The organism is Rubrivivax sp. JA1026 (genome assembly GCF_011065555.1).
GTDB lineage: Bacteria > Pseudomonadota > Gammaproteobacteria > Burkholderiales > Burkholderiaceae_C > Rubrivivax > Rubrivivax benzoatilyticus.
This window is the reverse complement of the sequence record NZ_JAALCQ010000002.1, coordinates 317,806-341,631: the sequence shown is the minus strand read 5'-3', so window position 1 is coordinate 341,631 and position 23,826 is coordinate 317,806. Positions and strand designations below refer to the sequence as shown.

The 23,826-nt window shown below is 71.0% G+C and carries 25 protein-coding genes; 16 read left to right on the top strand and 9 right to left on the bottom strand.

What is annotated here, in order from left to right:
* Positions 1–109: 109 nt before the first annotated feature.
* The gene (locus G5B56_RS05245) at positions 110–721 is read left to right on the top strand and encodes a chalcone isomerase family protein (protein WP_009855854.1); all 612 of its coding nucleotides are present in this window, start codon (positions 110–112) and stop codon (positions 719–721) included.
* Here G5B56_RS05245 and gph read toward each other — a convergent pair.
* Together gph and G5B56_RS05235 are read right to left on the bottom strand one after the other, a co-directional pair.
* Positions 710–1,381 (bottom strand): phosphoglycolate phosphatase, encoded by a 672-nt coding sequence (gene gph, locus G5B56_RS05240; RefSeq protein WP_009855855.1) that lies wholly within the window; start codon positions 1,379–1,381, stop codon positions 710–712. The two genes, G5B56_RS05245 and gph, sit on opposite strands and share 12 nt — an antisense overlap.
* A 58-nt stretch (positions 1,382–1,439) precedes the next feature.
* Positions 1,440–2,534 (bottom strand): saccharopine dehydrogenase family protein, encoded by a 1,095-nt coding sequence (locus tag G5B56_RS05235; protein WP_009855856.1) that lies wholly within the window; start codon positions 2,532–2,534, stop codon positions 1,440–1,442.
* 134 nt (positions 2,535–2,668) lie between these two features.
* Here G5B56_RS05235 and G5B56_RS05230 point away from each other — a divergent pair, with 134 nt between their 5' ends.
* The 11 genes from G5B56_RS05230 to G5B56_RS05180 all read left to right on the top strand — a co-directional run bounded on the left by G5B56_RS05230 (position 2,669) and on the right by G5B56_RS05180 (position 11,162).
* Entirely contained in the window at positions 2,669–3,106 is a 438-nt protein-coding gene (locus tag G5B56_RS05230) for an Lrp/AsnC family transcriptional regulator (protein ID WP_009855857.1), read from the top strand.
* Between the two features lie 180 nt (positions 3,107–3,286).
* Entirely contained in the window at positions 3,287–4,048 is a 762-nt protein-coding gene (locus tag G5B56_RS05225) for an IclR family transcriptional regulator (RefSeq protein ID WP_240920665.1), read from the top strand.
* Positions 4,045–4,821: an ABC transporter ATP-binding protein gene (locus G5B56_RS05220; RefSeq protein WP_164962537.1), complete on the top strand. Its 777-nt coding sequence runs from the start codon at positions 4,045–4,047 to the stop codon at positions 4,819–4,821. Before G5B56_RS05225 ends, G5B56_RS05220 begins: the two co-directional genes overlap by 4 nt.
* Complete coding sequence (locus tag G5B56_RS05215) at positions 4,818–5,519, top strand: ABC transporter ATP-binding protein (protein WP_164962536.1); 702 nt, start codon at positions 4,818–4,820, stop codon at positions 5,517–5,519. Before G5B56_RS05220 ends, G5B56_RS05215 begins: the two co-directional genes overlap by 4 nt.
* A gap of 40 nt (positions 5,520–5,559) precedes the next feature.
* Positions 5,560–6,768, top strand: coding sequence for an ABC transporter substrate-binding protein (locus tag G5B56_RS05210; protein WP_164962535.1), 1,209 nt, complete (start codon positions 5,560–5,562; stop codon positions 6,766–6,768).
* A gap of 15 nt (positions 6,769–6,783) precedes the next feature.
* The gene (locus tag G5B56_RS05205; RefSeq protein ID WP_164962534.1) at positions 6,784–7,668 is read left to right on the top strand and encodes a branched-chain amino acid ABC transporter permease; all 885 of its coding nucleotides are present in this window, start codon (positions 6,784–6,786) and stop codon (positions 7,666–7,668) included.
* On the top strand, positions 7,668–8,627 hold the full coding sequence (locus G5B56_RS05200) for a branched-chain amino acid ABC transporter permease (protein ID WP_164962533.1): 960 nt from the start codon (positions 7,668–7,670) through the stop codon (positions 8,625–8,627). The genes G5B56_RS05205 and G5B56_RS05200 overlap by 1 nt, the downstream gene beginning before the upstream one ends.
* Positions 8,628–9,080: 453 nt before the next feature.
* The gene (locus tag G5B56_RS05195; RefSeq protein WP_164962532.1) at positions 9,081–9,482 is read left to right on the top strand and encodes a hypothetical protein; all 402 of its coding nucleotides are present in this window, start codon (positions 9,081–9,083) and stop codon (positions 9,480–9,482) included.
* Between the two features lie 169 nt (positions 9,483–9,651).
* The gene (locus G5B56_RS05190; protein WP_164962531.1) at positions 9,652–10,074 is read left to right on the top strand and encodes a hypothetical protein; all 423 of its coding nucleotides are present in this window, start codon (positions 9,652–9,654) and stop codon (positions 10,072–10,074) included.
* Between the two features lie 492 nt (positions 10,075–10,566).
* Positions 10,567–10,800, top strand: coding sequence for a hypothetical protein (locus tag G5B56_RS05185; protein ID WP_164962530.1), 234 nt, complete (start codon positions 10,567–10,569; stop codon positions 10,798–10,800).
* Complete coding sequence (locus tag G5B56_RS05180; protein WP_164962529.1) at positions 10,797–11,162, top strand: toxin-antitoxin system HicB family antitoxin; 366 nt, start codon at positions 10,797–10,799, stop codon at positions 11,160–11,162. Before G5B56_RS05185 ends, G5B56_RS05180 begins: the two co-directional genes overlap by 4 nt.
* 223 nt (positions 11,163–11,385) lie before the next feature.
* Here the strand turns inward: G5B56_RS05180 and rpe are convergent, their stop codons facing one another.
* A complete protein-coding gene (rpe, locus tag G5B56_RS05175; RefSeq protein WP_164962528.1) occupies positions 11,386–12,048 on the bottom strand; it encodes a ribulose-phosphate 3-epimerase in 663 nt (220 codons plus the stop codon).
* 34 nt (positions 12,049–12,082) lie between these two features.
* Here rpe and apaG point away from each other — a divergent pair, with 34 nt between their 5' ends.
* The gene (gene apaG / locus G5B56_RS05170; protein ID WP_164962527.1) at positions 12,083–12,457 is read left to right on the top strand and encodes a Co2+/Mg2+ efflux protein ApaG; all 375 of its coding nucleotides are present in this window, start codon (positions 12,083–12,085) and stop codon (positions 12,455–12,457) included.
* 16 nt (positions 12,458–12,473) lie between these two features.
* Positions 12,474–14,453: a site-specific recombinase gene (locus tag G5B56_RS05165; protein WP_164962526.1), complete on the top strand. Its 1,980-nt coding sequence runs from the start codon at positions 12,474–12,476 to the stop codon at positions 14,451–14,453.
* Positions 14,454–14,477: 24 nt separating this feature from the next.
* On the opposite strand, the gene rrtA is transcribed toward G5B56_RS05165, so the two are convergent.
* Entirely contained in the window at positions 14,478–15,083 is a 606-nt protein-coding gene (gene rrtA, locus G5B56_RS05160; RefSeq protein ID WP_164962525.1) for a rhombosortase, read from the bottom strand.
* A complete protein-coding gene (locus G5B56_RS05155) occupies positions 15,080–17,101 on the bottom strand; it encodes a S8 family serine peptidase (RefSeq protein ID WP_164962524.1) in 2,022 nt (673 codons plus the stop codon). Before G5B56_RS05155 ends, rrtA begins: the two co-directional genes overlap by 4 nt.
* Positions 17,102–17,630: 529 nt before the next feature.
* On the opposite strand from G5B56_RS05155, the gene G5B56_RS05150 reads away from it, so the two are divergent.
* Positions 17,631–18,074 (top strand): hypothetical protein, encoded by a 444-nt coding sequence (locus G5B56_RS05150; protein WP_009855875.1) that lies wholly within the window; start codon positions 17,631–17,633, stop codon positions 18,072–18,074.
* Between the two features lie 40 nt (positions 18,075–18,114).
* On the opposite strand, the gene G5B56_RS05145 is transcribed toward G5B56_RS05150, so the two are convergent.
* The gene (locus G5B56_RS05145; RefSeq protein ID WP_164962523.1) at positions 18,115–19,236 is read right to left on the bottom strand and encodes a YbdK family carboxylate-amine ligase; all 1,122 of its coding nucleotides are present in this window, start codon (positions 19,234–19,236) and stop codon (positions 18,115–18,117) included.
* Positions 19,233–20,477, bottom strand: coding sequence for a cation:proton antiporter (locus G5B56_RS05140; protein ID WP_009855877.1), 1,245 nt, complete (start codon positions 20,475–20,477; stop codon positions 19,233–19,235). Before G5B56_RS05140 ends, G5B56_RS05145 begins: the two co-directional genes overlap by 4 nt.
* 167 nt (positions 20,478–20,644) lie before the next feature.
* Between G5B56_RS05140 and G5B56_RS05135 the strand changes: the two genes are divergently transcribed.
* Entirely contained in the window at positions 20,645–21,811 is a 1,167-nt protein-coding gene (locus G5B56_RS05135; RefSeq protein ID WP_164962522.1) for a murein transglycosylase A, read from the top strand.
* A 4-nt stretch (positions 21,812–21,815) separates the two neighbouring features.
* Here the strand turns inward: G5B56_RS05135 and G5B56_RS05130 are convergent, their stop codons facing one another.
* The gene (locus G5B56_RS05130; RefSeq protein ID WP_206023488.1) at positions 21,816–22,694 is read right to left on the bottom strand and encodes an EamA family transporter; all 879 of its coding nucleotides are present in this window, start codon (positions 22,692–22,694) and stop codon (positions 21,816–21,818) included.
* A gap of 23 nt (positions 22,695–22,717) precedes the next feature.
* On the bottom strand, positions 22,718–23,809 hold the full coding sequence (locus G5B56_RS05125; protein ID WP_164962520.1) for a diguanylate cyclase domain-containing protein: 1,092 nt from the start codon (positions 23,807–23,809) through the stop codon (positions 22,718–22,720).
* Positions 23,810–23,826 lie beyond the last annotated feature (17 nt).

Here is a 23,826-nt window from a genome sequence, read left to right as displayed (position 1 = left end):
ATGCGTGGGCCGTGAACATGAGCACGCCGAGTGTAACCGGCGCGACCGCCGCGCGGCCTGCGCGATGCGAGACTGGTGTTTCCTGCAACCTGCTTCATCCTCCGACGCCATGCACCTCCGCGCCCTGCTGGCCTCCGTGGCGGCCACGCTGCTGCTGTCCCACGCCGCGCACGGACAACCGGCTGCGGAGCCGGCGGGCGTCGCGTATCCCGCCGCGGCCAGCGTCGGCGGCAGCAGCCTGGCGCTGAACGGCGCCGGCGTGCGCTACAAGCTGGTCTTCAAGGTCTACACCGCCGGGCTGTACCTGCCGCAGCGCGCCGACAGCGCCGACGCCGCGCTGGCGATGCCCGGCCCCAAGCGCATCCACGTGGTGATGCTGCGCGACATCGACGCCAACGAGCTCGGCCGCCTGTTCACGCGCGGCATGGAGGACAACGCGCCGCGGCAGCACTGGGTGCAGTCGATCCCCGGCACGCTGCGCATGGCCGACATCTTCTCGGCGCGCAAGAAGCTGCTGGCCGGCGACCACTTCAGCGTCGACTACGTGCCCGGCGTCGGCACGACGGTGATCGTCAACGGCAAGGCGGCGGGCGAGCCGATCCGCGAGCCCGAGTTCTTCACCTCGCTGCTGAGCATCTGGCTGGGCCCGCGGCCCGCCGACGCAGCGCTGAAGGACGCGCTGCTGGGCCGCGAGCCGCGGCCCGCCGGTTCACGCCAGTAGCGACTGCAGCTCGTCGATGCGGTCGACGACCGCGTCGGCCCCGGCGGCCTCGACCGGCTCGCCGTGGTTGTAGCCGTAGCGCACCAGCACCACCGGGCAGCCGGCGGCACGCGCGGCCTGGGCGTCGTTCTGCGAGTCGCCGATCATCAGCGTGCGCGCCGGCGTCGTGCCCAGCGCCTCGCAGGCCTTCAGCAGCGGCAGCGGGTCGGGCTTCTTGCGCTCGAAGGCGTCGCCGCCGTAGGTGATGTCGAACGAGGCCGACAACCCCTTGGCAATGAGCAGCGGCTTCGCGAATGCGGCCGGCTTGTTCGTCACGCAGGCCAGCTTCAGGCCGCGCGCCTTCAGCGCCGCCACACCTTCGGCGGCACCGGGATAGACGGTCGACGCCTGGCCGTTGATGCGCAGGTAGTGCTCGCGGTAGCGCTCGTTGGCCGTCTCGTACAGCGCCTCGGGTGCGCCGGCTTCGGCCAGCGTGCGGCGGATCAGGTGCTCGGTGCCCTTGCCGACGGTGCGCGAGATGAAGGCCCGCGACACCGGCGCATAGCCCAGGTCCCGCAAGGCAGCGCCGAGCGCGAGTTCGAAGTCGCCGACGGTGTCGACCAGCGTGCCGTCGAGGTCGACGATGGCGGCGTCGAAGCCGCCCCAGTGCGAGAGATCCATGCGGGCCCCGTGTGACGAAGGGGCCGCATTCTGCCGTGCCGGCCGGCACCGGCCCCCGTCAGCCGATGCTCTCGACCTGGCGCGACTGCTGGTACGCGCGGCCGAAACGGTTGGCCAGGAAGTCCGGCAGCGGCACCTGCTCCTGGCGCACGAAGCCGCGCTGCGGCAGCCGGCCTTCGCGGAACAGGTCGACCGCGGCGCAGATGCCGGCGGCGGTCGTGATCTGGATCGCCGAGCTCGGGTGCGCCGGCGCGCGCTCGGCGAAGATCTTGCGGGCGAAGACCTCCTGCACCAGCGCGCCGTCACGCAGGCCGCTGGCGGTGACGAAGACCAGCACCACGTCCTGCATCGTGCTCGGGATCGCGCGCCGCAGGATGTCCTTCAGCGTGCCCTGGTCGTGCTTGAGCAGCAGTTCCTCCAGCAGCAGCTTCATCAGCGCGCGGTGGCCGGGGTAGCGCACGCTCTTGTAGTCCAGCGTGCGCACGCGGCCGGCCCAGGTCTCGCACAGCGTGCCCAGGCCGCCGGAGGTGTTGAAGGCCTCGTACTCGGTGCCGTCCAGCGAGAAGTGCTCCAGGCCTTCCAGCGCCAGCACCTCGGTCGGCCGGCCGTCGCGGATCGCCTCGCAGGGGTGGCAGTACTCGTTGATCAGGCCGTCGACGCTCCAGGTGAGGTTGTATTTCAGCGCGTTGGTCGGGAAGGCCGGCAGCGCGCCGACCCGCATCTTCAGCTCGTGCAGCTCCTGGAAACTCTGCGCCAGGTGATGCGCGACAATGCCGATGAAACCCGGCGCCAGGCCGCACTGCGGCATGAAGGCCGTGCCCGCACCTTCGGCCAGCGCCTTGATCGCCCGCGTCGCGGCGACGTCCTCGGTGAGGTCGAAGTAATGGCAGCCGGCTTCGCGCGCCTGCGTCGCGACACGGGTCGCCAGGTAGTAGGGCAGCGCGTTGATCACCGCGTCCTGGCCGCGCAGCAGCGCCAGCAGCACGCGGTCGTCGGCGGTGTCGGCGACGCGGGTGGCCAGCGGCAGGCCGTCCAGCAGCGCCAGCGGCTCGGGCTGGCGGTCGACGACGGTCAGCTGGTAGTCGCCGCTGGTGGCCAGCAGGCGGGCGATGGTCTGGCCGATGTGGCCGGCTCCGAGCAGGGTCACGCGCATCGTTCGGGTCCTTCCGGGCGGTGGGTGGCGATGCGGCGCAGTCTAGGAAGCGGTCTTGACACAAGATAGGCCGAGAACGACGAAATACCCGCGGTGACCGACGTTACGTCGGCGTGCATCGACATAATGCAGCGATGCCCCGCGACCAGATGGACCGTGACCTGATCGCCCTGCTGCAGGCCAACGCCCGCGAGAGCACGGCCGAGCTCGCACGCAAGCTGGGTGTGGCACGCACCACCGTCATCGCCCGGCTGGAACGGCTGGAACGCAGCGGCGTCATCGTCGGCTACACGGTGCGGCTGGGCCTGGACGAAGCCGAACGCGGCGTGCAGGCCTGGGTCGGCATCACGACCGAGCCCAAGTCGGCGCGCGACGTCACGCGCCGGCTGGCGGCGCTGCCCGAGCTGCGCCAGCTGTGTTCGGTCAGCGGCGAGTTCGACTACCTGGCGCTGATCCGCACCGACTCCACCGCGCGCCTGGACGTGCTGCTCGACGAGATCGGCGAGATCGACGGCGTCACGAAGACGACGACCTCGGTGGTGCTCGCGCTGCGTGTCGACCGCACCGCCTGAGCAGTTCTGACGCGCGCCGTCACGGCGCGCTCCGGGTCGGCCCCGCCCCGCTTTCACAGGGACGGGACATCCCCATCCACGCTTTCCCGCAAGCGCCGCGCATGGGGGTTTGACGCTGCCTAGACTGGCCCGGCCGTTCAGCGCCCTGAACCCCGTTCAGCCAATCGAACAACGATGACGATGGACCTGCCGATCACCGACCGACCTGCCGCCCGGGTGCCGGCAGTCGCGCGTGCGGTGTCGCTGCTGGACCTGCTGGCGCGCGAACGCCGGCCGATGAGCATGGCCGGCCTGGCCGCGGCGCTGAAGCTGCCGCGCAGCAGCGTGCACGGCCTGTGCGGCACGCTGCTGGACTGCGGCTACCTGCGCCGTGTCGACAACGGCGCGCTGCAGATCGGCCCCGGCGTGATGACGCTGGCCGCGGCCTTCGTCGCCAGCACCCACGTCGCCGCCGAGTTCGACGCCTTGTGGCGCGAGGCGCCGGCGCCCGACGAGACGCTGATCCTGTCGGTGCTCAACGGCGCCGACGTCGTCTACGTCGGCGTGCGCAACAGCGCGCGCCCGCTGGGCCTGGCCTTCAGCCTGGGCATGCGGCTGCCGGCCTGGGTGGCCGGCACCGGCAAGGCGATGCTGGCCTGGCTGCCGCCCGACGAGGTGCGTGCGCTGGTGCCGCCGGGCGCCGCCGACCTCGACGCCCTGCTCGCCGACCTGGCCCAGACCCGCGAACGCGGCTACGCCGTCGACGACGGCCACGTGCGCGACGGCGTCTATTCGATCGCCGCGCCGGTGCTCGACGCCGCCGGCCGCCCGCTGGCCGGCATCGCCGTCTGCCTGAACCAGGCCACGCTGGACGCGGACCGGCTCGAGCGCCAGCGGCGCCTCGTGACCGAAGCCGCCCGCACGCTCTCGCGCCGACTCGGCGCCCGCGAGGACCTCCGATGAGCGCCGACTACATCCTCGAGACACAGGACCTGACGAAGGAGTTCAAGGGCTTCGTCGCGGTCAACAAGGTCAACCTGCGTGTGCGCCGCGGCCACATCCACGCGCTGATCGGGCCCAACGGCGCCGGCAAGACGACCTGCTTCAACCTGCTGACGAAGTTCATCCGCCCGACCAGCGGCCGCATCCTGTTCAACGGCGACGACATCACCGGCGAGTCGCCGGCGCACATCGCGCGCCGCGGCGTCATCCGCTCGTTCCAGATCTCGGCGGTGTTCCCGCACCTCACGGTGCTGGAGAACGTGCGCGTGGCGCTGCAGAGAAAACTCGGCACCTCGTTCCATTTCTGGCGCCCCGAACGCTCGCTGCACACGCTGGACGGCCGCGCCCGCGAGCTGCTGCGCGCCGTCGACCTGGGCGAGTACGCCGGCCACCTGGCGGTGGAACTCAGCTACGGCCGCAAGCGCGCGCTGGAGATCGCGACGACGCTGGCGATGGAGCCCGAGCTGATGCTGCTGGACGAGCCGACCCAGGGCATGGGGCTGGAGGACGTCGACCGCGTGCGCCAGCTGATCAAGCAGGTGTCGGCCGACCGCACGATCCTGATGGTCGAGCACAACATGAGCGTCGTCTCCAGCATCGCCGACACGATCACCGTGCTGCAGCGCGGCGCGACGCTGGCCGAAGGCCCGTACGCCGAGGTCTCGCGCAACCCGGCCGTCGTCGAGGCCTACATGGGCAGCGCCGACGCCGAACTGGTGGGGGCGCACGGATGAGCCGCTTCCTCGAGGTGCGCGACCTGCACGCCTGGTACGGCGAGTCGCACGTGCTGCACGGCGTGAACTTCCACGTCGACGAAGGCGAGGTCGTCACGCTGCTGGGGCGCAACGGCGCCGGCCGCACGAGCACGCTGCGCGCGATCATGGGGCTGACCGGCGCCCGCCGCGGCTCGGTCAAGGTGCGCGGCACCGAGGCCATCACGATGGCGACGCACCGCGTCGCGCGCCTGGGCATCGGCTACTGCCCCGAGGAGCGCGGCATCTTCTCCAGCCTGTCGGCCGAGGAGAACCTGCTGCTGCCGCCGACGCTGGCCACCGGCGGCATGTCGGTCGAGCAGATCTACGCGATGTTCCCCAACCTGCGCGAACGTGCGTCCAGCCAGGGCACGCGGCTGTCGGGCGGCGAGCAGCAGATGCTGGCCGTGGCGCGCATCCTGCGCACCGGCGCGCGGCTGCTGCTGCTCGACGAGATCAGCGAGGGCCTGGCCCCGGTGATCGTGCACAAGCTCGCCGAGATGGTCGTCACGCTGCGCAAGCAGGGCTACACGATCGTGATGGTCGAGCAGAACTTCCGTTTCGCGGCGCCGCTGGCCGACCGCTTTCTGGTGATGGAACACGGCCAGGTGACGCAGGAGTTCACCCAGGCCGAGCTGCCGGCGCGCCGCGAGCGCCTGCACGAGATCCTGGGTGTCTGAACGCGGCCGCGGCCGCCCCACAACCACGACGGAGACAAGCATGAAACTCGGCAAGATCGCCACCGCCTGCTCGCTGCTGCTGGGGGCCGCTGTCGGCACCAGCGCCCACGCCCAGATCTCGGGCGACGTGATCCGCATCGGCCTGATCACCGACATGTCGGGGCTGTACTCCGACATCGACGGCGCCGGCGGCGTCGAGGCCATCCGCATGGCCATCGCCGACGCCGGCGGCAGCATCGCCGGCAAGAAGATCGAGGTCGTGTTCGCCGACCACCAGAACAAGGCCGACGTCGCCGCCGCCAAGGCGCGCGAGTGGTTCGACACCCAGGGCCTTGACCTGCTGATCGGCGGCACCAACTCGGGCACCAGCCTGGCGATGGCCAAGGTGGCGGCCGAGAAGAAGAAGCCCTTCATCGCCGTCGGCGCCGCGACCTCGGCGCTGACCAACGACCAGTGCAACGCCTACACCGTGCACTGGGCCTACGACACCGTGGCGCTGGCCAAGGGCACCGGCAACGCGGTGGTCAAGGCCGGCGGCAAGAGCTGGTACTTCCTGACCGCCGACTACGCCTTCGGCGCGCAGCTGCAGAACGACACCTCGGCGGTGGTGAAGGCCGCCGGCGGCAACGTCGTCGGCGCGGTCAAGCACCCGCTGTCGGCCACCGACTTCTCGTCCTTCCTGCTGCAGGCCCAGGCCAGCAAGGCGCAGATCCTCGGGCTGGCCAACGCCGGCGGCGACACGATCAACGCCATCAAGGCGGCCAACGAGTTCGGCATCACCAAGTCGATGAAGCTGGCCGGCCTGCTGGTCTTCATCAACGACATCCACTCGCTGGGCCTGAAGACGACCCAGGGCATGTACCTGACCGACAGCTGGTACTGGAACCGCGACGCCGAGACGCGCGCCTGGGGCCGGCGGTTCTTCGAGAAGATGAAGCGCATGCCGTCGTCGCTGCAGGCCGGCGACTACTCGGCCGCCACGCAGTACCTCGCCGCCGTCAAGGCCACCGGCACCGACGACGCCGACAAGGTGCTGGCGCAGATGCGCAAGACCAAGGTCAACGACATCTTCGCCAAGGACGGCTTCATCCGCGGCGACGGCCGCATGGTGCACGACATGTACCTGATGCAGGTGAAGGCACCGGACAAGTCGGTCGAGCCCTGGGACTACTACAACGTCGTGCAGACCTTCAAGGGCGAGGAGGCCTGGACGACCAAGGCCGAATCGAAGTGCGCCTTGTGGAAGTGACGGCGGCCTGACGCGATGGAAATCCTCGGCATCCCGCTGCAGGCCTTCCTGGGCCAGCTGATGCTCGGCCTGGTGAACGGCTCGTTCTACGCCATGCTCAGCCTGGGGCTGGCGGTGATCTTCGGGCTGCTGGGGATCGTGAACTTCGCCCACGGCGCGCTGTACATGCTGGGCGCCTACGTGGCCTGGCTGTCGCTGGAGAAGTTCGGCCTGAACTACTGGGCGGCGCTGGTGCTGGCGCCGCTGGTCGTGGGCGCTTTGGGCATCGTCATCGAACGCACGCTGCTCAAGCGCCTGTACAAGGTCGACCCGATCTACGGCCTGCTGCTGACCTTCGGCCTGGCGCTGATCGCCGAAGGCGTGCTGCGCGACCAGTACGGCGTGTCGGGCCAGAGCTACCCGGTGCCCGAGGCGCTGCAGGGCGCCACCGACCTGGGCTTCATGATCCTGCCGAACTACCGCGCCTGGGTCATCGTCGCGTCGCTGACGGTGTGTTTCGGCACCTGGTTCGTCATCGAACGCACGCGGCTGGGCTCGTACCTGCGCGCCGGCACCGAGAACCCGTCGCTGGTGCAGGCCTTCGGCGTCAACGTGCCGGCGATGGTGGCGCTGACCTACGCCGCCGGTGCCGGGCTGGCGGCGCTGGCCGGCGTGCTAGCCGCGCCGGTCATCCAGATCACGCCGCTGATGGGCGCCAACCTGATCATCGTCGTCTTCGCGGTGGTGGTGATCGGCGGCATGGGCTCGATCCTCGGCTCCATCCTCACCGGGCTGGTGCTGGGCATCGTCGAGGGCCTGACCAAGGTCTTCTACCCCGAGGCCTCCAACATCGTCGTCTTCGTGATCATGGCGATCGTGCTGATGCTGCGGCCGGCCGGGCTGTTCGGGAAGGAGAAGTGATGGACCGCGACCGTCTCGCCCGTTTCGGCTGGGCCCTGGGCCTGCTGGCGCTGCTGCTGGCGCCGTGGCTGGGCATCTACCCGATCTTCGTGATGAAGGCGCTGTGCTTCGCGATCTTCGCCTGCGCCTTCAACCTGCTGCTGGGCTACACCGGGCTGCTGTCCTTCGGCCACGCGGCCTACTTCGCCGCGGCGGCCTATTCCACCGGCTGGCTGGTGCGCAGCGCCGGCTGGTCGCCGGAGATGGGCATCGTCGCCGGCACGCTGATCGCCGCGGCCGTCGGCCTCGTGGTCGGGCTGATCGCCATCCGCCGCCAGGGCATCTACTTCGCGATGGTGACGCTGGCGCTGGCGCAGATGGTCTACTTCGTCTTCCTGCAGGCGCCGTTCACCGGCGGCGAGGACGGGCTGCAGGGCGTGCCGCGCGGCACGCTGTTCGGCGTGCTCTCTCTGGCCGACGACCGGGTGATGTACTACGTCGTGCTGGCGGTCTTCGTCGCGGTGTTCCTGGCGATCATCCGCATCGTGCACTCGCCGTTCGGCCAGGTGCTGAAGGCGATCCGCGAGAACGAGCCGCGGGCCGTGTCGCTGGGCTACGCGGTCGACCGCTACAAGCTGCTGGCCTTCGTGCTGAGCACGGCGATCGCCGGGCTGGCCGGGGCGCTGAAGACGCTGGTGCTCGGGTTCGCGACGCTGTCGGACGCGCACTGGTCGCTGTCGGGCGAGGTGGTGCTGATGACGCTCCTGGGCGGCATGGGCACCTTCGCCGGCCCGGTGATCGGCGCCTTCACGATCATCGGCCTGCAGAACTTCCTGGCCGACCGCGTCGGCTCCTGGGTGACGGTGATCATCGGCGCGATCTTCGTCGCCTGCGTCGTCGCCTTCCGCCGCGGGTTCGTCGGGGAGGCGCTGGCATGGATGCAGCGGCGCAAATTGGAGCGGGCGGCGGCGGGGGGGTGAAGCTGAGGCGGTTCTCGCCTCGACCCTTCGTTATCTCGGCCGCGTTGCTTGCCGACAGCGGGCACGCCCGCATCGGCGCGGGCCTCGGCCGCCGGGTGGCCGGTTCCGTTCATGTCCCCCGGGCGGGCTGCGCCCGCCCTCCTCCTTTACTTCACTCCACCGGCCACCCGACGTCCGAGGCGGGCGGTGCGGAGTCTGTTCGCTTGGCGTGGCCGGCCTCCCCTCGAAGGCGGGCGGAAGGGTTGGCGGGCTAGGCCGGCCGGCTCAGAATCGTCTGTAACCGACGCCGTTTTGGGCGTCGCTTGTACGTGTGTGGCGCGGGTGGTCCGGCAGCGAGAACTTCAGGTGCGACAATAACTTACGTCAAATCTGCAGGCAGCCGTTACGCGAGCGTCGGATGTGTTATGCGGCGTTCAAGCGCTGCATATAACGAGGCAACACAGCAATCGCCCCTTGCAAGAGATGCTCATGTCGCTCGCTGACGTTGTTCCGTTTCTTCCAGTCATTCTAGTTGTCGGAGCCCTCGTGCTGACGTTCTCTTCAAGTAGAGCCGAAGTGCAACACCAACGAGGCGCGACCGCTGAACTGATCCGTCAAACAAAGGTGCAAAGCACCGATGGCAGTCTTCTTATCGACGGCGCCATAGCAGAAGTTGCCTACGGAACCGAAGACATAAAGTACGGCTTCTTCTCTCTCCAGCACTACTCACGGCGCTTTCTACTTAAGCAGGGAGATCATCAGTGTTTGGTAATCGTCACGAAAGGCCAGCCAAAGCCATTCATAAAGCTTCTTGACCCGCAGCGAGCAGACCTTGTCTCCGCTTCAAGTGAGTGGAAGCGCCCCGGTGTTGCCTAACCCTTGCTGGAACGGACGCCCAACGGCATTGCGCCGCGAGGTTCCCACGGTTATCGTGCACCTCGGGACGCAATGCCATCGGTCGCCGCTCAACTCGAACGTTGTGCGTCAGGAGAGTGTGCCAGTGCATAGATTTACAGTCTTTGCAGATTACTTCCAGTTCGTTCTCATGGACGAGGACTCTCAAGATGACTTCTCTGTTATCTGGACGGAAGATGCTTTAAGCAGAATGCTGGCAGTTGGTCACTCCGCCATCTGTCCCGGCACACTGCGAAATATTGATGTCTCAGTGGAAGTTGAAGTTCTTGATCAATCGCCAGAGATCGATTTGTCCGCTTGGGACAATGCAGTTGAAGCCTCAATCAACATCCCATCAGGCAAGCTCGTCGTCATGGGTTGCACCGGCTATCTACCTGACGCACCGCGAATCTCCGTAAAACCCGGAACTTTTCAACTCTTGTCGGTGGCAGGTGGTATCGACACCATCCAATCCGAGTGGGAGCCTGCCGAGGATTTATACCGTGTGTACCTCTGGCCGGGAACGGCGCGGGAACCCCGGCTTATTAAGCGGTGGCAACGTGAAGCCACATAACCCTGCAGTCGAGCGGGACAGCCACAAGCTGCGCTTGTGGTTCCCTACGCTTCGCTCCGGCTGCCCCTCGCTTCCACGTTAGACGCCATGGCCGACATCCCGTCGCTTGTCGCGATGTATCTACAGGGGCTTCCCACCGAGTCAACACGCGACGGCTCCGGCAAATCGTCTTCCAGCTGATGCGTGCGCCACGAGGCTGCATTGGCACAGAGAACAGACTGCACATCTACAGACGGCCTTGTTGCACGGCTTGGCCCTGCCGGCCCAGAGATGAACCGCTCGCCGGGCCTCCATTCCCTCTTCGTCGTCGCCTGTGGCGCGGGTTTGATTAGTCGAGCTTGCCCACCGCCGGTCTGACCTGTGTGATGCATCTTCTGCCGCACGCCTGGAGAAATCGGTGAGTTCAAGGCCCGCCGCGTCAGCAGGCTGCGACAAGCGCGCGGTGGGTTGGGCCAGCCAGCGCGGCGATCTCACCAGTAGTACCATGCAGCAATGAACTCGGCGGCCAAGCTCCTGGCGTCGATGCGGCGCAACCCGCTGGACTGGCAGCTGGGCGACCTGCAAACCGTCGCCCGCAAGCACGGCATCGACTGGCGGCATGACGGCGGCAGCCACTGCGTGTTCATCCGCGAAGACGGGCGGACGCTGCCGGTGCCGGCGCACCGGCCGATCAAGCCCGTCTACATCCGCAAGTTCGTCGAACTCGTCGAAGGAGGCGAGGCATGACCCCGCTCGCAGACTACCCGTTCGAGATCCGCCCGCTGTCGCCGGCCGAGGGCGGCGGCTACCTGATCTCGTACCCCGACTTCGCCGAGTGCATCGCCGACGGTGAGACCGTCGAGGACGCCATCGCCAACGGCCGGGACGCGCTGCAGGCGACGATCGCGGCGCTGCAGGCCAAGCAGCTGCCGGTGCCGGCGCCCAACAGCGGCGGCGTGGCGTCGGGCAAGTTCGTCGCACGCGTGCCGAAGACGGTCCACGCACAACTGGCCACGCGCGCCCGCGCCGAGGGCGTTTCGCTGAACGCGCTGGTTCTGGCCTTCATCGCGCAGGGCCTGGGCCGCGCGGAGGGTTCGGCCAAGCGCTGAGCCCATCGCGTCGCGACTCTCAGCACCCCTCCCCGCCTCCGAGCCGGTCGTCGGGGCGTGTCCAGGAGTGAAGTCTCAGGAGGAGGGCGGGCGCAGCCCGCCCGGGGGACATGAACGCAGGGACACGCCCCGGCGGCCGGCTCTCGCGCCGGTGCGGGCGTACCGCGGACTCCCCACCATCAGACCAGCGCCGCTGAGCCAGCGGCGGCGCGGCACAAGAACCTCAGCGCGCCAGCTCCGCCCGCATCGCCGCGATGACCGCGGCGTAGTCGGGCTGGCTGAAGATCGCGCTGCCGGCAACGAAGGTGTCGGCCCCCGCATCGGCCACACGCCGGATGTTGTCGACCTTGATGCCGCCGTCGACCTCCAGCCGGATGTCGCGGCCCGAGGCGTCGATGATCCGGCGCGCCTTCTCGATCTTCCTCAGCGCGCTGTCGATGAACGACTGCCCGCCGAAGCCCGGGTTGACGCTCATGATCAGCACCAGGTCGACCTTGTCGATCACCCACTCCAGCACGTCCAGCGGCTCGGCGGGGTTGAACACGAGGCCGGCCTGGCAGCCCTCGGCCTTGATCAGCTGCAGCGTGCGGTCGACGTGCGTGCTGGCGTCGGGGTGGAAGCTCACGAGGTCCGCGCCGGCCTTGGCGAAGGCCGTGGCCAGCGCGTCCACCGGCTGCACCATCAGGTGCACGTCAATCGGCGCTTCGGTGTGCTTGCGCAGCGCCTGGCAGACCATCGGGCCGAAGGTCAGGTTCGGGACGTAATGGTTGTCCATCACGTCGAAGTGGATCCAGTCGGCGCCGGCGGCGACGACGTTGCGGACCTCCTCGCCTAGGCGGGCGAAATCGGCCGACAGCAGCGAAGGAGCGATGCGGTACGTGGTCATCCGGAAATTCTAGGGGCCTGCCTACAATGCCCCGATGGCCCAGCCCCGGTTCGATTGCAGCGTGCGCGTGCAGTATCTGGCGGACCGTTCGGACCCGCCGGACGGCCCGTTCGCGTTCGCGTACACGGTGACCATCCGCAACACCGGCGACATCGCCGCGCAGCTCGTCGCGCGCCACTGGGTCGTCACCGACGCCCAGGGCCAGGTCGAGGAGGTGCGCGGCCTGGCCGTCGTCGGCCAGCAGCCGGTCATCGCCCCGGGCCAGAGCTTCGAGTACACCAGCTGGACGATGATCGCCACGCCGGTCGGCCGCATGAGCGGCACCTTCTTCTGCATGACCGAGGACGCGCACGCGTTCGACGCGCCGGTGGCCGAGTTCTCGCTCGTGTCGCCGAGCCAGCTGCACTGAGCGGCCGCCCGCGCCGATGACGCAGCCGACCTGGGATCTCAGCGCCCTCGTCAACGCCGCCGACCCGTCGGCCGGCCTGGCCGAACGCCACCTCTGGCTGGTGCGCCTGCTCGAATGGCTGCGCCACGCCCCGGCCACGCGCCGCGCGCGGCCCCGCGCCGACGTCGCGCCGCAGATGGCGCGCCTGGGCCTGCTGCTCAAGGCCGCCGAAGGCCAGCCCGAGTTCCGCGCCCGGCTGCAGGGCATGCTGGCCGGCTTCTGGCGCGAGGTCGACAAGGCGGCGCTGTTCGCCGAGTTCGGCTTCGGCGCGCGCCACTCGCTGTTCGGCGAGGTCGGCCGCCGGCTGCGCGTGCAGTGGCTGCCGCAGACGCCGGACACGCCCGATCTGGCCGAGCTCTTCCAGCTGCTGTTCCGCCCGTCCGACGCGCGCTGGATCGAGCGCCTGGACGACGCGACGCTGGAGCGCATCGCGACGCTGGTCGACCCCGACGGCGCCAGCGGCTGGCGCACGGCGATGCTCGACGCGATCACGATCCTCGTCAGCGCCGTGCACTCCAGCGGTTACCTGTCGCCGCTGCGCCGGCGCATGGACCGCCAGGCGCTGGCCACCGAGCCGTTCCGCCAGCTCACGCGCTCGGCCGACGCGCTGCGCGAGGCGCTGGCCGAGGGCCGCCAGGCCGACGCGCTGCGCGAGGCCAACGTGCTGCGCGGCCTGCTCGACGCCTGCCGCCGCGCCGCGGCCAGCGTCACCGGGCACCTGGAGGAATACGGCGTCTCGGTGGACATCGTCTACGAGCTCGACCAGATGCGCCGGCGCACGCGCCGCATCGGCATGCTGCTGGACTGCGTGCTCGCGCCGCAGCCGATGCCGGCGCTGCGTGCGCTGGTGCTGCACCTGCTGCGCGTGGCCGACGACGAGCGCGGCCTGCGCCGGCTGCTGGCCCGCCACTACTCGCTGCTGGCGCGCCAGGTGGCCGAACGCAGCGCCGAGACCGGCTCGCACTACATCACGCGCGACCGCGGCGAGTGGCGCGAGATGCTGCGCATGGCCGCCGGCGGCGGTGCCGTCATCGCCGGCACCACCTACCTGAAGTTCGCCATCGCGGCGCTCGGGCTGGCGGCCTTCTGGTCGGGCTTCTGGTCGGGCGTGAACTACGCCGCCAGCTTCGTCGTCATCATGCTGCTGCACTGGACGGTGGCGACCAAGCAGCCGGCGATGACGGCGCCGGCGATGGCCGAGACGCTGGCCGCCGGCACCGGCGACGCCGAGGTCGAGGCCTTCGTCGACCGCGTCGCGCAGCTGATCCGCTCGCAGGCCGCCGGCATCATCGGCAACCTGGCGGTCTGCGGGCCGCTGGCGCTGGCCATCCAGCTCGCCTGGGAAGGGCTGTTCGGCGTGCCGCTGGTCGGCGAGCAGCAGGCCGGCTACGTGCTGCACTCGCTGACGCTGCTCGGGCCGACGCTGCTGTTCGCGGCGTTCACCGGCGTGCTGCTGTTCGCCAGCTCGCTGATCGCCGGCTGGGCCGAGAACTGGTTCGTCTACCACCGGCTCGACAGCGCGATCGCCTGGAACCCGCGTTTCGTCGCCCGGCTCGGTGCGCCGCGCGCGCAGCGCTGGGCGGCCTGGTGGCGCGCCAACATCTCGGGCCTGGTGGCCAACGTGTCGCTGGGCATGATGCTCGGGCTGGTGCCGGCGCTGGCCTCGTTCTTCGCGCTGCCGCTGGAAGTGCGCCACGTGACGCTGTCCACCGGCCAGCTCGCCGCGGCGGCCGGCGCGCTGGGCCTGGACGTGCTGCGCCAGCCGGCGTTCTGGTGGTGCGCGGCCGGCATCCTGCTGACCGGCGTGCTGAACCTGACGGTGAGCTTCTGGCTCGCGTTCAAGGTGGCGCTGCGCTCGCGCGGCATCCAGGTGCGCGAGCGCCAGCGCATCACCGCGGCGATCCGCCGCCGGCTGCTGCAGGACCCGCTGTCCTTCGTGCGGCCGCCCAAGGGCTGACCGCCGCCGGGCCGGCGAGGAGCGTCAGCCGCCGGCGTCCGTCGCGGCCGGCGTGCCGGCGCCGCGCCGCAGCCGGTAGACGAGCCCGCCGGCGATGCCGAGCGCGCAGCCCAGCGCGTGCGCGACGACGGCCACCGGCATGTCGTAGAACGCGTCGTCGGCCACCGGCACCCACGGGCGCTCGAGCAGGCACTTGACCAGGAGCCCGGCGAGCACCGCCACGCCAACGAGGCGGCGGCGGCCGGCGGCGCCGGCCAGCAGCCCGATGGCGGCAAACGCCACCGCACCATGCAGCCAGGCGCTGAGGCCGGCATAACTGCCGAGCGACGTCGCATGCAGCGACACGCCGAGCGCCAGCGCACCGCCGAGCGCCCAGCGCCAGGACGGCAGCTCGGGCCCGAAGACCGAACGCAGGAAGACCGCCACGACGGCCAGCCCGGCCATGTTGCCGGCCCAGTGCAACGGGGTCAGGTGCACGAGGTGGGCGCTCAGGTAGCGCCAGGGCTGGCCCGCGGCCGCGGGTGTCCAGCGCAGCGCTTCCAGCAGCGCCGGAGACCCCCAGGCGGCCACGTTCAGCAGGGCCAGCGCCACCAAGGCGCCGGCCGCCGGCGCGGCCCGCCCGGCGCTCACGCCCGCGTGCGGCGCAGCGCCCAGCTCGCCAGGGCCAGCAGCAGCAGCGAAGCGAAGCCGAAGGCGCCGCCGCCACCGGAGCCGCCGGTGCCGCCGCGTGCCGTGACCACGATCTCCAGCGAGCGCGACGGACTGTCGAGCTCGCCGTCGGTGACGTGGTAGACGACGTCGAAGGTGCCGACCTGCGCCGACCCCCAGGTCAGCAGGCCGCTGCTGCTGAGCTTGACGCCATCGGGGGCGCTGTCCAGCACGAAGGTCAGCGTGTCGGCGTCGACGTCGGCCGCGCCGCCGAGCTGGTGCGACACCGCCTCCAGCCGCGTCGTCAGGCGGCCCGGCGAGTCCAGGGTCGGGGCGTTGTTGACATAGGTGACGCCGGTGCCCGTGACCTGGCTCGAGTCGGGCAGCACTGCGGTCACGTTGAAGCGGATGGGGCCGCTGCGCACGGCCGGCAAGGTGAAGCTGAGCTCGCTGCTGCCGCCGTCGGCGGCGTCCAGCTGGGTCGCGCTGACGGTAGCGCCCGACACCTGGGTCCAGGTCCAGACGGTGCCGGCCATCACGCGGTCCAGCGTGGCGCTGAAGCGCACGACGGACTGGCCGCGCTGCGCCCCCGACGGCGCGACCACCGTGAGGATGGGTTGGTCGACCAGCAGCACCGCCTGCGCAGGGTCGAGCATGCCGGCGCCGCAACCGGACGCGATGGCGCAGAAACTGTCGCTGACAAAAGGCTTGGCCGAACTCAGCAGCATCGACTCGACCTGGGACGCGGTCAGGGTCGGCTTGGCCGCCCACAGCAGCGCGGCCGCGGCGGCGACGTGCGGCGTGGCCGCCGAGGTGCCGTTGAAGCGCGCGTGGTCGAGGTCCACGCCCGGCTCCCTCAGGCCGCTGTTGCCCAGCGAGACCGTCAGGTCGGACTGGCAGCTGCCTCCCTGGCGCAGGCAGTCACCGCCACCCGGCGCCGTCAGCGTGACGCGGCTGGAATAGTTGGAGTAGTCGGCCAGGTCGCCGGATCGGGTGTGCGCCCCGACCGCCAGCACACCGTCGCAGTTGGCCGGGCTGCCGATCGTCGGCAGCCCGTCGTTGCCGGCCGCGGCGACCACCAGCGCGCCCAGCGAGCGCGCGGTGTTCACGGCCTCCTGCATGTAGACCGGGCAGGCGACGCCGGCGTCGCCGCCCAGGCTCAGGTTCAGCACCTTGGCCGGCGTGGCGTTCGGCGCGATGCCGGGCACCGACGCGCCGGCACTCCAGGCGATCGCGTCGGAGGCGTCGCTGAGCCAGCCGCCGCAGCGGCCCAGGGCCCGGACGCTCAGCACCCGGGCATAGCCGCTTGCGGCGCCGACGATGCCGGCACCGTTGCCGCCTTGGGCGGCGATGAGGCTGGCGACCTTCAGGCCGTGCCAGCTCGAGGGGTCGCTGGTGTCGTCGCAGTAGTCGCCCGGGTCGGTGCCGTCACCGCCACGCGCCACGCCGTTGCCGGCGACGGTCGGGTCGGTGATGAAGCTCGGCCCCTTCAGGTAGTCGGCGCCCATGTCGGCATGCGGCAGGTAGCCGGTGTCGATGACCGCCACCACCGGCTTGACCGCCGGCGGGGCCACGTGCGCCCAGGCGCTGACGAAGTCGGCCGCACCGGCCGCGGGGACGCCGCCCGCGCCGATGTTCCACTGGGTGGAGAAGTACGGGTCGTCGTAGTCCAGACGCCGCACGCGGAGGTCGGGCTCGGCGTAGCGGATCGACTTCTCGGCGCCGCGCATCGACGCGGCGATGCGGCGCGCCTCGGCCAGCGAGACTTCGCGGTCCAGGCGCAGCAGCCAGGCGCCGCCACGGCGCGCTTCGGCGCTCTGCAGGCGCAGCGAGCCGTCGGGCCGGGCCGCGGCGACGAGCGCCGACAGGCGGGAGCGGCGCGCATCGGACGCCGCCGTCGTGCGCAGCGTGCTGTCGTCGGACGCATAGCCGACGACGATGCGGTGGGTGGTCGTGGCGTCGGCGGCCCGCACCGCGGGCAAGGCCCCGGCAGTGGCCATGACGGCAACGACCAGCCAGCGGGCTGCCGATCGCAGGCGGTACCGGGTATCGGGAAGTGTCATGTTGCTGTGCATGCAAAGGCGCCGGACCGCGGCGCAGAAGCTGTCGTCGGCAGCGGGTCACCGGCAGGAGCCGACCTTCGGCACGACCGGAGTCGGACGGTCGGCCGCAGCAGGCCAGAGCCCAGCCTGCAGGAGAACGAACGCCCGACCGCGTCCCGTGGACCGGATGGCACGACGCTCGGTGCCGGCCACCATGTCCACATGGATTCTAGGTTTCGCCTCCCGGCCAAACCGGCCGTCGACCTGAGCAGCTTTCCACACCCGCAAGGAAGCCGTGACCCATGCATGCACCGTCCGGCACCGGCGCTGCTGCGGCGGCGTCCGCTCAACTCCCGCCGCGGTTGGTCGAAAGACGAAGGGCGTGCCGCCGCGCGGCGGCACGACAGCGCCGGGCAGCCCCCGGCGGATCTCCTGGCCAGACGCCGCGGCGGCTCGATGCGCCGCGGCCTCCATTCATCGACATTCCATGCTCAAGCAGTTCGCCTTCGCCGTCGCCGCCGCAGCCGTCTCCTTCCAGGCCGCGGCCGCCTGCAACGTCACCTACAACACCGCCTCCGACAAGATCGTGAAGGTCGTGCGCCAGAACGGCTGGGGCTTCGACAACTACGACGTCATCTGCAAGAAGCTCAACGCCGCCAACGCCGTTCTGTACATCCACGGCCAGGCCACGGTGCTGGGCAACCAGTCGATCGGCTGGGCGGCGGTGGGCCTGAAGGACAAGAACCTGATGATCTTCACCAACGAGTACAGCGGCGTGTCGACGAGCACGCACGAGTACGCCAGCCAGGACAAGGCCGAGGAGCTGCTGATGGAGGCGATCAACGCCGCGGTCGGCAACGTGGACCTGGACAAGGCCCTGGCCTCGCTGGCCGACAGCCGCCGCCAGGCCAAGGCGGCCTACGGGCGCTGAATGACGCGGCCGTGAGGGGGCACCGCCGCCCCCTCGCCGCTCACCCCCGCCCCGCCCACCTCAGCGTCTGCCGCCGCACGACCTCGTTGAGCAGGTGCTCGCGTGACTGCGTCGCGCGGATCCAGCAGGCGTCGTTGCCGTGGCCGGCGAGTTCGCGGCGCAGGAACTGCAAGGCGCCTTCGGCACGCAGGTCGGCGGCGTGCGGCTCCAGCCGCACCAGCAGCGCCTGCAGGTCTTCGCGCAGCGGGCGGTGCTCGCCGCTGCCGGGGTCGACGTACAGCGCGTCCAGCCCGAAGCGGCAGGCCTGGAAGCGGTTGAAGGTGTACGGCAGGTAGTCGTCCTCGGCCGGCTGGAACGGGCGCTCGATGCGCAGCCAGCGCGCCAGGCACTGGATCAGCCCGGCCATCGCCGCAGCCTTCTCGATCGTCAGCGGGGTGTCCAGCACCCGCACCTCGATCGTGCCGAACTCGGGCTTGGGCCGGATGTCCCAGTAGAAGTCCTTCATGCTCTTGACGACGCCGGTGCGCGTCATCTTGGCGAAGAAGACGCCGAAGTCCTCCCAGGTCAGCACGAACGGCGCACGCCCCGACAGCGGGAACGCGAACACCGAGTTCAGCCGCGCCGAATGGAACGCGGTGTCGGTGCCCTGCACGAACGGCGACGAGGCCGACAGCGCGATCAGGTGCGGGATGTAGCGCCCCAGGCCGTGCAGCAGCACCAGCGCCTCGTCGGCCGTCGAGCAGCCGACGTGCACGTGCTGGCCGAAGATCGTGAACTGCTTGGACAGGTAGCCGTAGAGCTCGCTGATCTGCTTGAAGCGCGGCTTGTCGAAGATGCGCCGCTGGCTCCAGTCCTGGAACGGGTGCGTGCCGCCGCCCGACAGCGCCACGCCCAGCTTGTCGGCGGCCTGCACCAGCGCGTCGCGGATCTCGGTGAGCTGCGCCAGCGCGTCGGCGTGGTCCTCGCAGATGCCGGTCGACAGCTCGATCATGCTGTCGGTGATCTCGGGCACGATGCTGCCGGGCAGCTTGCGCTTGCCCAGCACACGCAGCAGGTCGGCGGCGGCCGGCGTCAGGTCGTAGTCGTGCGTCGAGACGATCTGCAGCTCGAGCTCGACGCCCAGCGTCAGCGGACGCGAATCGGAGAACTTCTCGAGGCTCATGCCGTGACCTCCGTCTCGGGCGCACGCCAGGTGGGTTCGGGGCGGTGGTCGCCGGCCAGGCGCAGGCCCCACTGCACGGCCAGCGGCCCGAGCAGCTCCATGAAGGCGATCGCCGACAGCACGATCGGCACCACCGCCGGCGCGAAGCCCGGGTGCGTGAGCTGCAGGTCGGTCAGCAGCACCAGCACCGTGCCCGACATCGGCGTCAGCGCCAGCGACAGCCCGGCGGCCTGGCGCAGGCCGATGCCGCTCCAGCGCGCGAAGGCGAACACCGACGCCGTCTTGGCGATGCCGCGCGCGAGCAGCAGCACGATCGCCAGGCCGCCGCCGACCAGCACCGCGTCCAGCGTCACGACGCTGCCGACGACGACGAACAGCATCAGCACCAGCACCCCGCCGGCGGTGCCGAAGTGGCGCGGCCAGACCCAGGGGCGTTCGGTCGAGTTGCGCAGCAGCACGCCGGCCAGCAGCGGCACCAGCAGCGTCGACAGGTTCAGCAGCTGGGCGATGGTCAGCGCCAGCACGATCATGCCGAGCAGCAGCAGCGCGGCGTTCTCGTCGCGCAGATCCAGGCGGCGCGCGACCCAGGCGACCAGCCGCGACAGCAGCGCCGCCAGCAGCACCGAGCCGCCGAAGACCCACAGCGGCTGCGACACCGCGCGCACCCAGTCGCCGGCCACGTCCAGGTGCAGCCAGCCGATGACCAGCTTGTGCGCCAGCACCGCCAGCAGCGTGTTCAGCGCCGTCAGCACGATCATGCGTTCGGTCACCTGGCCGGCGGACTTCAGCTCGCTGGCCACGCGTGCGATCACCGCGCCCGAGGCGCAGGTGCCCAGCGTCGCGCAGGCCAGCGCGACGTTGACCGGCTGGCCGAAGGCGCGCAGCGCCAGGTAGATCGCCGCCAGGCTGGCGAAGGCCTCCAGCGCGCTGGTCGCCAGCAGCGCCGGGTTGGCCTGCAGCCAGCGCAGCCGCACGCGGCTGCCCAGCTCGAACAGCAGCAGCGCCAGCGCCAGGTCGACGACCAGCCGCGCCGGACCCTGCAGCACCCCGCCGCCCCAGCCGCCGAGGCCGATGGCCAGGCCGACGGCGCTGTAGCCGATGATGCGCGGCACGCCGAACGCCCGTCGCACGCCCTCGCCCAGCAGCGCACCGGCCACGAGCGCCAGCGCGCCCCAGAACGGCATCTGCGGCACGAGCGGCCACGACTCGATCTGCAGATAACCTGCAATGTCCTCGAGCATCCCTCTCTCCTTGTTGAAGAGGAGAGACCCCGGCCGCGGGGCGGAGTTCCGTGGGCACGGCCCGGCCGATGTCGGACGCAGGCTTGCCGGCGTGTCGGCGAACCGGCCGTGCGGGGCGGCGACCCCGCGTGGCGAGTGCCGCGGGCCGCTCCCGCACAATCGGCGCCATGCCCTGGACTCTCGCGCCGCGGCGCCACCGGGTCGCGGCCGCGATCGCGGCCGCGGCGCTCGCCGCCTGCACCTCCGTGCCCTTGCCGCCCGAGCGGCCGGCCCCCGTCGAAGACGCCCGCCCGGCGCATCCGCCGGCGCCGCCGGACGCCGGCGTCGAACGCCCGCGTTCACGCTGGATCCCGGCCGACTGGGGCGAGCTGCCCGGCTGGAACGAGGACCGTGTCGCCGAGGTCTGGCCGGCACTGCGCGCCAGCTGCGGCCGGCCGGCGCGCGGCTGGGCCGAGGTCTGCGCCCGCGCGATGCTGGAGCCGCCAGCCGACGACGGCGCGGCGCGCGAGTGGCTCGCCCGCTGGCTGCAGCCCTGGCGCGTCGAATCGCCCGATGGCCAGACCGAAGGCCTGGCCACCGGCTACTTCGAGCCGCTGGTCGAGGCCCAGCGCCAGCCGCGCGGCGCGTTCCGCGTGCCGCTGCACGGCCTGCCGACGCCCGGGGCGATGCCCAAACCCGGCTGGACCCGCCAGCAGCTGGACACGCTGCCGGCGGCCCGGGCGGCGCTGCGCGGGCGCGAGATCGCCTGGGTCGCCGACCCGCTGGACGCGCTGCTGCTGCAGGTGCAGGGCTCGGGCCGGCTGGCGCTGACCGAGGCCGACGGCAGCCGCCGCCTGGTGCGCCTGGCCTTCGCCGGCCACAACGAGCAGCCCTACAAGTCGGTCGGCCGCTGGCTGGTCGAGCGCGGCGAGCTGACGCTGGACACCGCCTCCTGGCCGGCGATCCGCGCCTGGGCGCGGCGCAACCCGCAGCGGGTGCAGGAGATGCTGTGGGCCAACCCGCGCGTCGTCTTCTTCCGCGAGGAACCGCTGCCCGATCCGAGCGTCGGCCCGCGCGGCGCGCAGGGCGTGCCGCTGGTGCCGGGGCGTTCGATCGCGGTCGACGCCGGCAGCATCCCCTACGGCACGCCGGTCTGGCTGGACACGACCGAGCCGCTGTCGGCGACGCCGCTGCGCCGCCTCGTCGTCGCCCAGGACACCGGCAGCGCGATCGTCGGCGCGGTGCGCGCCGACTACTTCTGGGGCTGGGGCGAGGAAGCCGAGGCCCAGGCCGGGCGCATGAAGCAGCCGCTGAGGCTGTGGGTGCTGTGGCCGCGAGGGCTGCGGCCGCAGTAGTTCTTCAGCCGCGCGCCAGGCGTTCGCGCAGCCGCGGCCAGAACAGGTTCAGCGCCAGCCCCGACATCACCAGCGCCGCCGCCGCCAGCTTCCAGCCCGGCAGCGGCTCGGCCAGCAGCAGCGCCGAGGCGCCCATGCCGAACACCGGCACCAGCAGCGCCATCGGCACGACGGTGGCCGCCGGGTGGCGCGCCAGCAGCCAGCCCCAGGCGGCGTAGCCGAACAGCGAGTTGCCGACCGACTGCCAGGCCACCGCCGCCCAGGCGCCGGCATCGGCGTGGGCCAGCGACTGCAGGATCAGCGTCGGCCCTTCGAGCCACAGCGACAGCGCCGCCAGCGGCGGCAGCGCGAACAGGCTGGACCAGACGACGTAGCCCAGCATGTCGACCTTGCCGCTGTGGCGCGCGACGAGGTTGCCGCCGGCCCACGAGGCCGCGGCGCAGAGCACCAGCGCCAGCCCGAACGGTGTCGTCTGCGCGTCGGTGTGCCAGGCGATGACACCGATGCCGGCCACCGCCAGCGCCAGCGCGCCCCACTGGAACAGGCGCACGCGTTCGCCGGCGAGCACGATCGCCAGCCCGATCGTGAAGAACACCTGGGTCTGCACGACCAGCGACGCCAGCCCCGGCGCGATGTGGCCGCGCATCGCGACGTAGAGCAGGCCGAACTGGCCGGCGCCGATCAGCACGCCGTAGGCCGCCAGATGGCGCCAGGGCACCGGCGGCCGGCGGATGAAGAAGGCCGCGGGCAGCAGCACGAAGGCGAAACGCAGCACCGCGAACAGCAGCGGCGGCAGCGTCGCCAGTGCCAGCTTGATGACGACGAAGTTGGTGCCCCAGACCGCGACGACGGCCAGCGCCAGCAGCAGGTGGCGGCCGGGCAGGCCGCCGTGCCCCGCCCCCGCCGTCACGCGACGACCACCCGGCTCTCGCCCTGGCGCAGCGCGTCCTGCAGCGCCTGCTCGGCGCGTGCGATGGTCTGCTCGACGGTCTCTCCCGCATGGTGTTCGGCGAGCCCCGCCGAGAGGCTGAAGCGCAGCAGCGGCGCCTCGGTGAGCACACGCGCACCGGCCACGGCCTCGCGCAGACGGTCCAGTCCGGCGCGCGCCAGCGACGCACGCGTGTCCGACATCAACAGCATGAAGCGGGCATCTTCCCAATGGGCCAGCACGTCGGCGACGCGCACGCGGTGCGCCGCCTCCTGGGCGATGCCGCGCAGCAGCCGCGTCTCGCCGCCGTCGCCGAGCGCACGCGCCTCGGCGGCGAAGTCGTCGATCTGCAGCATCGCGATGCAGAAGGTGTGGCCCGAGCGGATGCAGCGCTGGTGCTCCTGCTCCATCAGCTCGACCATGTGGCGGCGGTTGATCAGCCCGGTGAGCTCGTCACGCGTGGCGAGCTGGCGGATGCGCTCGAGCGCGGCGCTCAGTTCCTCCTTCTGCTCACGCGAGATCTGGCGCAGCCGCGACAGCCGCGCGGCGAGGATCGAGGCCGCCGGCATCATCGTCGCCACCATCAGGAAGTGGCCCAGCTCGATGGCCGGCGGGTAGCGCGCCGGGTCGGCCAGCGCCATCGCGGCCATCGTCGCGCCGAGCACGGCCACGCCGAAGACGCAGACCCCGGCCATCTGGCGCATCGTCGACTTGAACATGCCGTACATCAGGATGACCATCACGACCGGGAACACGCCGCCGCGGCCGGGGCCGAGCAGCGCGTAGGCGGCGGCGCTGCAGGCGATCGCGAAGTCCATCTGCAGCACCGACAGCGAGGGGTCGGCGAGGCGCTCGCTCCAGCCGCTGCGGATCGCCGCGTACAGCGCGGCCATGCCGGCGAAGGCGACCGCCGTCCAGACCGCGACGCCGGTGGCCGAGGCGACGCCGATCCAGACGAAGTAGTGCATCGCGGCGATGCCGGCGCACATCGTCGACATCGCCAGCAGCGACTGCAGCAGCCGCGCCCGGCGGACCGGGTCGGGTGTCAGCAGTGCATCGAGCAGACGCATCGGCCGCAGGATCCTCG